The organism is Aquisalimonas sp. (assembly GCF_007120195.1).
Taxonomy (GTDB): Bacteria; Pseudomonadota; Gammaproteobacteria; order Nitrococcales; family Aquisalimonadaceae; genus Aquisalimonas.
In genome coordinates this window covers 1-7,462 of sequence record NZ_SKOG01000242.1, presented here as the reverse complement: position 1 = coordinate 7,462, position 7,462 = coordinate 1, and the positions used below count along the sequence as shown (strand labels likewise).

At 65.6% G+C, this 7,462-nt stretch carries 6 protein-coding genes and 1 pseudogene; 3 read left to right on the top strand and 4 right to left on the bottom strand.

The window, feature by feature from the left end; genetic code table 11:
- From QZT63_RS17105 to QZT63_RS17095, 3 genes are all read left to right on the top strand, one after another.
- A partial coding sequence (locus tag QZT63_RS17105) for a hypothetical protein (protein ID WP_290652842.1) occupies positions 1 to 399 on the top strand: 399 nt, incomplete at its 5' end.
- Positions 400 to 551: 152 nt separating this feature from the next.
- The gene (locus tag QZT63_RS17100) at positions 552 to 1,286 is read left to right on the top strand and encodes a response regulator (RefSeq protein ID WP_290652841.1); all 735 of its coding nucleotides are present in this window, start codon (positions 552 to 554) and stop codon (positions 1,284 to 1,286) included.
- Positions 1,283 to 4,477: a PAS domain S-box protein gene (locus QZT63_RS17095; protein WP_290652839.1), complete on the top strand. Its 3,195-nt coding sequence runs from the start codon at positions 1,283 to 1,285 to the stop codon at positions 4,475 to 4,477. Before QZT63_RS17100 ends, QZT63_RS17095 begins: the two co-directional genes overlap by 4 nt.
- Positions 4,478 to 4,564: 87 nt before the next feature.
- On the opposite strand, the gene QZT63_RS17090 is transcribed toward QZT63_RS17095, so the two are convergent.
- The 4 genes and pseudogenes from QZT63_RS17090 to QZT63_RS17075 form a co-directional block, all read right to left on the bottom strand.
- Positions 4,565 to 5,887, bottom strand: coding sequence for an NAD(P)-binding domain-containing protein (locus QZT63_RS17090; protein WP_290652837.1), 1,323 nt, complete (start codon positions 5,885 to 5,887; stop codon positions 4,565 to 4,567).
- Positions 5,884 to 6,444 carry an OsmC family protein gene (locus tag QZT63_RS17085; protein WP_290652835.1) on the bottom strand — a complete coding sequence of 187 codons (561 nt, stop codon included), beginning with the start codon at positions 6,442 to 6,444 and terminating at the stop codon, positions 5,884 to 5,886. The genes QZT63_RS17090 and QZT63_RS17085 overlap by 4 nt, the downstream gene beginning before the upstream one ends.
- A 111-nt stretch (positions 6,445 to 6,555) precedes the next feature.
- Positions 6,556 to 7,104: a DUF4242 domain-containing protein gene (locus QZT63_RS17080; RefSeq protein ID WP_290652833.1), complete on the bottom strand. Its 549-nt coding sequence runs from the start codon at positions 7,102 to 7,104 to the stop codon at positions 6,556 to 6,558.
- Positions 7,101 to 7,462, bottom strand: a pseudogene (locus tag QZT63_RS17075) (hypothetical protein); the annotation flags it as partial. The gene QZT63_RS17080 and the pseudogene QZT63_RS17075, both read right to left, overlap by 4 nt.

The window sequence follows — 7,462 nt, the reverse complement described above, 5'->3', positions numbered from 1 at the left end:
GCGTCGCAGTCTGTTCCCGATCTTAACGGGGAGGACGGACCAATGGATTACCTGGCCACCATCGCCAACACCCTTTTCATCTCCGGGTACCTGGTGCGCGACATGCTCAAGCTCCGGCTCCTTTCTCTGGTCGGGACTTGCTGTCTGGCTGTCTACTTCTGCGCCCTGAGCGAGCCGCTAATGCACATGGTCGCCTGGAACGTCTTCTATGCGCTGCTGAACGCCGCCTGGGTGATACGCCTGCTGGCAGACAAGAGAATCCGGACTGTCGAAGCAACTCCGGGCATTGGCCCGCAACAGGCCGAGGAGGAACCGACACCCACGCGGCAGACGTCAGCGGCCGAGGCGGTGCGGGCTGGCGAAGTGATCCTGCCCAGGGACACCGTACTGTGTCGCTGACACATCTCCTGACCCCTGGGCATACCTGTCCGGCGGGGCTCGCGGACAAGCTGAAGAGTCAGTCGGGCAGGCCGCTGCACAGTGGCCCGCCGGTGCATTGCTTACCGGCTGCACTGGACTATAAGTAGAGAGACAGTCCAGGAGTCACGGCCGTGGCCCAGCCCGACACCGTCTTGGTGGTGGATGATGACGCGCAGGTGCGCGCCATGCTCCACGATTACCTGGGATCCCACGGACTGCAGGTCCACCTGGCGGCCGACGGCCGGGCCGCGCGGGGGATGCTTGCCGACCGGCCGATTGATGTGGTGCTGCTGGACTTGGCCATGCCCGGGGAGGACGGTCTGTCCCTGGCGCGGCACATCCGCGAGCGGTATCCGTGCGGGATCATCATGGTGACCGCCTCGGCCAACGTGGTCGACCGTATCGTCGGGCTGGAGGTGGGTGCCGACGATTATGTCACCAAGCCATTCGATCCCCGGGAGCTGCTGGCCCGCATCAAGAGCGTGCTACGCCGGGCCCGCAGTGCACCCGTCGAGCCGACTGAGGAGCATGGCAGGTACACCCCGTTCGGTGCCTACAAGCTCGATGTGCACGCCCGGCGGCTGCTCGACAGTGCCGGCGACGAAGTCCCCCTGACCAGCGCCGAGTTCAGCTTGCTGGAGGTTCTTGCTGCTCGGCCGAACCGCGTGCTCAGCCGCGACCAGATCCTCAACCTGACCCAGCAGCGCGACTGGGATCCTTACGACCGCAGCGTGGACATCCGTGTTGCTCGCCTGCGAAGGAAGGTCGAGGTCGACCCGTCCAACCCCCGCCTGATCCGAACCGTCCGCGGCGTCGGCTACATGTACGTACCCACCGCGCTCGGCATGGGAAAACAGCCGGCATGAACACCGCCAGTGACGCGGTCGCTGGCCATGACCACCTGCTCGAGCAGGTACTGGACAACTCCGGACTGCTCGTCGCCATCAAGGATGCGGAGCTACGCTTCGTGCGCGTCAGCCGACCGCTGCTGGCCATGTTCGCACCGTACTGCATTTCGCCACTCGGCAAGCGGCTTGCCGACGTGCTGCCGGCGCAAATTGGCGCCGCCGTGGAAGCGCGTGATCGCCAGGCGCTGGCTGGTGGTGTCTCTGCGCAGCTCGAGGAAACGCTGGAGCTGGACGGCGTGCGCAGAACCCTCCTCAGCACGCGCATTCCGCTGATGGACGCGCTGGGGAGGCCAGGTGGCTTGTGCACGATTTCCACCGAGATCACCGCCCGCAAGCGGATTGAAACCGCCTTGCAGACCGCCGGGCTGGGTCTCGCTGGGCTTTCGGGCAGACGTTTGCATCAGCGCCTGGCACAGGATGTTGCCCTGACACTGGGCGTGGATCTGGCCTTCATTGCCGCGGTTGATGGCCCCGCTTTGCACTCAGTCACGACATTGGGGCTTTGCTACCGCCATCAGATTCTGGACAACCTCCAGTATCCCTTGCTGGGAACGCCCTGCCGAACCGTCATCTCCCGTGGTTTCCAGTTTATTCCCGAAGGGCTGGGCGTCGCTTTTCCGGAGGACGAATCGCTACTGGCACTGGGCGTGCAGAGCTACGCCGGCTACCCGTTATTCGACAGCAGTGGCGACGTGCTGGGCCTGATTGTGGCTGCCCACAGCAAGCCGATGCAGGACCCGGAAGGCACCGCTGCCGTGTTACGCATCTACGCCATGCGCGCGGCCGCCGAATGCGAGCGGGAGCGCGCCGAGTATGTCGGCATGCTCTCTGAGCGCAGTTATCAGGAGATCTTCAACGCCTCCGAGGACGCGATCTTCGTCCATGACGTGAACACGGGCGCCATTGTCGATGTCAACCCCCGCGCCTGCACCATGTACGGCTATACACGCGAGGAGCTGTGCGGCATGCCGGTCTCAGAAATCAGCTCCGGCGTGCCGCCCTATACCCAAGAAGAAGCCCAACGGCAGCTTACGCGGGCAGCCCAGGGGGAAACGGCGCGCTTTGAGTGGCACCGGCGCAGTCGCGACGGTTCGCTGCACTGGGACGAGGTCGTGCTTAAGCGCGCCGAGTTGGCCGGAGTGCCGCGAATTCTCGCGTTCATCCGGGAAGTCTCCGAGCGGAAGGCTGCTGAGGAAGCGTTGCGCGCCAGTGAGGAGCGCTACCGCACCATTTTTGACGCCTCAGTGGACGGGTTGGCCTTGTGGAACCGCGAGGGTCGCATCGTCGAGGCCAATCGGGCGTTTTGTGGGATGCACGGCTATAGCCGCAATGAGCTGCTCCGCTTGGACCCGCGCGCATTTGTCCATCCCGACTCGTGGCGGAAGCTGGAGCAGTTCCTGGAGTTCCTGCAGGCAGGCCACCCATTCCAGACGGAAGCGCTGGATATGCGCAGCGATGGCTCCGCCTTTCCGGTGGAGGTGAGCGGCGTGCCCATCGACTATGGCGGTGCGCCGCACATGCTGTCCATTGTCCGCGACATCACCGAGCGCCAGGAGCGCGAGAGGGCGCTGCGTCGGAGTGAGGATCGGCTACGTGCCACGGTGGAGGCCTCACTGGACTGCATCGTCTGCATGGACACAGAGGGCCGGATTATCGAGTTCAACCCGGCGGCGGAGGCGTGTTTCGGCTATCACCGAGCCCAAGTCATTGGCAGCCGGCTTGCGGATCGATTGATCCCACCGGCCAGCCGCCAGGCACACCAGGGAGGCCTGCAGCGCTACCGGGAGACCGGGGTTGGTCCCTATCTGGGGCGGCGCGTGGAAGTTTCGGCCATGCGCGCCGACGGCAGTGAATTTCCGGCGGAACTCACCATCGCCGTTACGCACGGTCCTGAGGGAGAGATTTTCGTGGGGTCATTGCGGGACATCACGGCGGTGCGCAAGGCGGAAGCGGAACGCCAGGTGCTGGAGAGCCGGCTTCGGCAAGCGCAGAAAATGGAGGCACTCGGCCATCTAACCGGCGGCATTGCTCACGATTTCAATAACATTCTCACCAGCATCCTCGGTTACGCCGTGTTGGCCCGCGAAAACGCCGCCGCGCTGACAGACTCGCACGTGCTCGACTATCTGGCTCAGATTCAACGCTCGGGTGAACACGCCCGGGATCTGATCCGGCAAATGCTCACCTTCAGCCGCGGCGAGCGCGGGGAGCCGCAACCCCTCTTGCTGCCCGGCCTCGTCGCCGAGGCCGTGCGTCTGTATCGCTCCAGCTTTCCCGCCACGGTGGTCTTCGAACTGCGCCAGGACAACAACGCACCGCCGGTGTTGGCCGACCCGATCCTGCTGGAGCAGGCGTTAATGAACCTGTGCATCAACGCCCGCGACGCCATGGACGGCACCGGCACGATCACCATCCGTGTCGATCACCGCGTGGACCTGGACGCGGAATGCGCCTCCTGCGGGCAGAGCGTGTGCGGCGCATGGGTAAGCCTCAGCGTGACCGACACTGGACCCGGCATTCCGCCGGGGATTCAGGATCGCATCTTCGATCCGTTCTTTAGCACCAAGGAGGTGGGCCAGGGCAGCGGCATGGGCCTCGCCACCATTCACGGCGTCATACATGAGTATGGTGGCCATGTACTTCTGGAAACGGGCCCCGGCGGTGGCACGTGTATGCACCTGCTGCTCCCGGTCAGCACGGGATCGGTCGTCGACAAGAAAGTAGAGCCGGCGCCGGCCTCACGTACAGGACCAGCCGGCCCGCGTACAGGCCACATTCTGGTGGTTGACGACCAGGCCTCGGTGCGCGCCTTCATGGCGGAACTCCTCGGCACCCGCGGCTTCCGTGTCTCGCTGGCCGCCAGCGCCGAGGAGGCGCTGGGACAGCTCGCGCTCCGGTCGGTCGATCTGGTCATCAGCGATCAGTCCATGCCGGAGGTGACCGGGCTTGCCTTGGCGGAAACGCTGCATGCGCGCTACCCGCAGCTGCCCGTGCTACTGTACTCCGGGCATCCCGACACACTGCCCGCGCGGCGGATCACGGGTACCGCGATCCACGCCGTGCTGACCAAGCCAATCGAGGTGGATGCGCTCATGGCGGCGATCGGCACTGCCCTGGCAGCCGAGCGCGGCAGCCATTCCACCCAATAGCGGGTCACCCCGTGCGCCACGAATTGCGTGGGGAGTGCTCCTCGGCGAACGCCGGTCAACGACGCACGTCCCAATCATGGGCGTGCCTCAACACGGGATCGCCGCAAGCGAATCGTCCTCCTGCCTCGTGAGTCGGCCCTGCCTGCAATCCAGGTATGCCGCAAGGTGGGCGCTGAGGTCTCGCGCGTCGTCGTCACACCCGTGGATGAAGCTTGACTTGCGGCGGCGCATGAACGGCAAGCCCAGAACGTACAGCCCGGGGACGTCCACCACGCCGCCGGTGTGACGAAGCGCCCCCTTGCGATCGAACGCGGGCGCGTGCAGCCAGGAGTAGTCCGGCCCGAAACCCGTGGCCCAGACGATGGTTCGAATCTCGCGACGATTCAGATCGAGGCTTAGCCTGGGCGCGTCGTCGATCCGCGTGGGCGTTGGTCGCTCAGGCAGGCCCGCCCATTCATCCATGCCACTGTGCCGTGCCCACTCATCGATGGTGTCCAGCAACCGCTCGAGCTTGAGGTCCGCCGACGCGCAGTAGCGACGCAGCGCGCCGGAGAATTGCAGCACACCGTCGCGAACACCCACGACACGCCCGACCAGGGCGACACCGCGGTCGCCCAGGGCGTTCAAGTCCAGTGTCGAGCGATCAAGGCTCCCCACCAGCTGCGGCGAGGGCAGGCGCCGGGCGCGTGCGATGTCATCCACCTCGTCGTAGCGCTGGTCCAGGATTCCGGCCGCGTCCAGCCACCGCTGAATGTCCAGGCCCCGGTAAATTCGGGGCATACGCACGTGCTCGCCCACGGCAAGAGTGACCGGTCGCCCGGAGCGGTGAATCTCGTCGGCAAGCTGCAACCCCGTCGCGGACCCGCCTACCACCAACACTCCACCGTCTTCGAGCTGGCGCGGGCTGCGATACTCCCGCGGAGTGATGCTGGTAACGCGGGCAGGCACAGCCTCGGCCAGGGCGGGCACCACCGGCACATTGAAAGCGCCGCTGGCCAGCACCACCGCCCGGCAGCGCCAGGCGCCCCGGTCGGTGATCACGTGATAGCCATTCGCCGCCGGCCGCACCGAGGTGACCGTGGTTCCGGCGCGCACCGGGGCGGATAGGCGCACTGCATAGGCGCGGATGAAGTCGACGACCTCCGGCATCGTCATGAAGGCGTCCGGGTCGGGACCCGCATAGTGGAACCCAGGCAGCCGACACTGCCAGTTGGGCGTCAACAGCCGCAGTGAGTCCCACCGCTCATGCCGCCACGCGTTGGCCACCTCCCCGCGTTCCAGGACCACGTGGTCGATGGAACGCTCACTGAGGTAGTGACTCATGGCAAGCCCGGCATGCCCCGCACCGATGACGACCACAGTCACCGCACGGGCTGCGGAGGGCTTTAAATGCCGGAGGTCGCTGATCATTTCACATGCACCGAGACGTTGGTTGGATTGGTGAGGATGTCGTAGACCGCGGAGCGCTTCTGGGACTGGGCGACCAGCGCCTCGATCTCCTTTCGGGTTGCGTCGGCGTCGATCTCGAAGGTGACCTTCACATCGTCGAAGCCGTTTCGCACATCGCTGTCCATGCCAAGAATGCCCTGAATGTCCATACTGCCTTCCAGGGAGGCCTTCACCGAGCGCAGCTGGATTTGCCGATTCTGGGCAACGGCGGCAATGCCGGCGGTCAGGCAGCCTGCGAGGCCAACCAGGACGTACTCCACGGGGGTCGCGCCGTTGTCTTCGGAGGCAAATACCTCGGGGTGGTCCGCATCGAACGTGAACCGCGTCTTGTGCCGCTGTTCCCCGCCGAGGCCGTAATAGCCATCCACCGTGGCCTGGCTGTGGGTGCCGTTCACCCAGTTGCAGCTCGCCCGCCAAGTAAAGCGTGCGGCCTCCGGCGCTTGCGCCAGGGCCTCGCGGGCGCCCAGCAATGCATTCACATTCACCCCGTTGTTGACCTGCAGTGTTTCTGCGTACATGTCGAATTCTCCTGTGAGCTGAGTCGTGGTCGACCGCTTCTTGCGCGGACAGCAACGAGGATGCGCGGGCAACGTTGGACCCAGCGTGGGAGAGCGCGTGGTATTTGAGGCTCAGGAAAAAGTCGCTGTGACGCAGTGGTGGAAGTAGCGGAAGGACCAGACGCGATCCAGCGGCATGCCGGCCTGGCGCTGCGCCAGGCGAACGGATTCCGCGTCGGGGGCCTGGTAGAGGCAGATCATCCGCCGGCCATCCAGCGAAGCGTACGTGCGGACGAACCGGAGGCGATGGCTCTGCAGGCATCCGGCCGCTGCATCTTCGAGGGCCTGGATCTGTTCGACGGTCACCGGGCGTGCAAAGGAGCGTTCCACCAGCACGTTGGCACTGGTCAGCCCCGGCAGATCCAGGGCCGGCGCGTCGTGGACCGTACCGCACCAGAGGATGCGTGCGTCCGCCCCCGCCTGCCGCAAGGCAATGCGTGCCGATTCCGTATCCGGGGCAAGAAAGTGGCAGACCATACGATGCCCGTCTCTCGCCAGGTGGCTCTCCAGCCAGCGTACCCGATGGCGATCGAAGCACGCTGGCGCATCCGACAAAAGTGCCTTGATGGCCGTGACGGTAAGCGGCGGTTCGAAAGCGCGTTCCAGGAAGACGTCGGTCATCGCCCCTCCAGCGCCTCCCCTGGCAGGGGGGACGCCGTCCGGCTCCTCGCCCATTCGGCGACCGGTGCCTGGTCGAATCCGGCCAGTGCGGCCGTATGCCGCCGGTGTGCGGCGGTGTCCCCGGCCGCTCGATACGCCTCGGCGAGCGCGAAGTGGGCCAACATTAGCTCGGTGGGGCGTTCCAGGGACTGCGCATACGTGAGCGCCTCCTGGGCGTGTGCGACGGCGTCGTCCAGGCGGCCGCGCTCCAGGTCGATCAGTGCTGCGCGGGTCAGTATGTAGGCTAATCGGTACTTGGCATCGGCGTTGCGCAGGCCCTCCAGGGAGGCGACAAGCGGTACCACGTCGTCGTCAATGG

Bases quoted from the DNA above. Each gene is read 5' to 3' on its own strand.
- QZT63_RS17095 (WP_290652839.1), top strand. From the start codon at position 1,283: ATGAACACCGCCAGTGACGCGGTCGCTGGCCATGACCACCTGCTCGAG.
- QZT63_RS17085 (WP_290652835.1), bottom strand. From the start codon at position 6,444: ATGTACGCAGAAACACTGCAGGTCAACAACGGGGTGAATGTGAATGCA.
- QZT63_RS17090 (WP_290652837.1), bottom strand. From the start codon at position 5,887: ATGATCAGCGACCTCCGGCATTTAAAGCCCTCCGCAGCCCGTGCGGTG.
- QZT63_RS17080 (WP_290652833.1), bottom strand. From the start codon at position 7,104: ATGACCGACGTCTTCCTGGAACGCGCTTTCGAACCGCCGCTTACCGTC.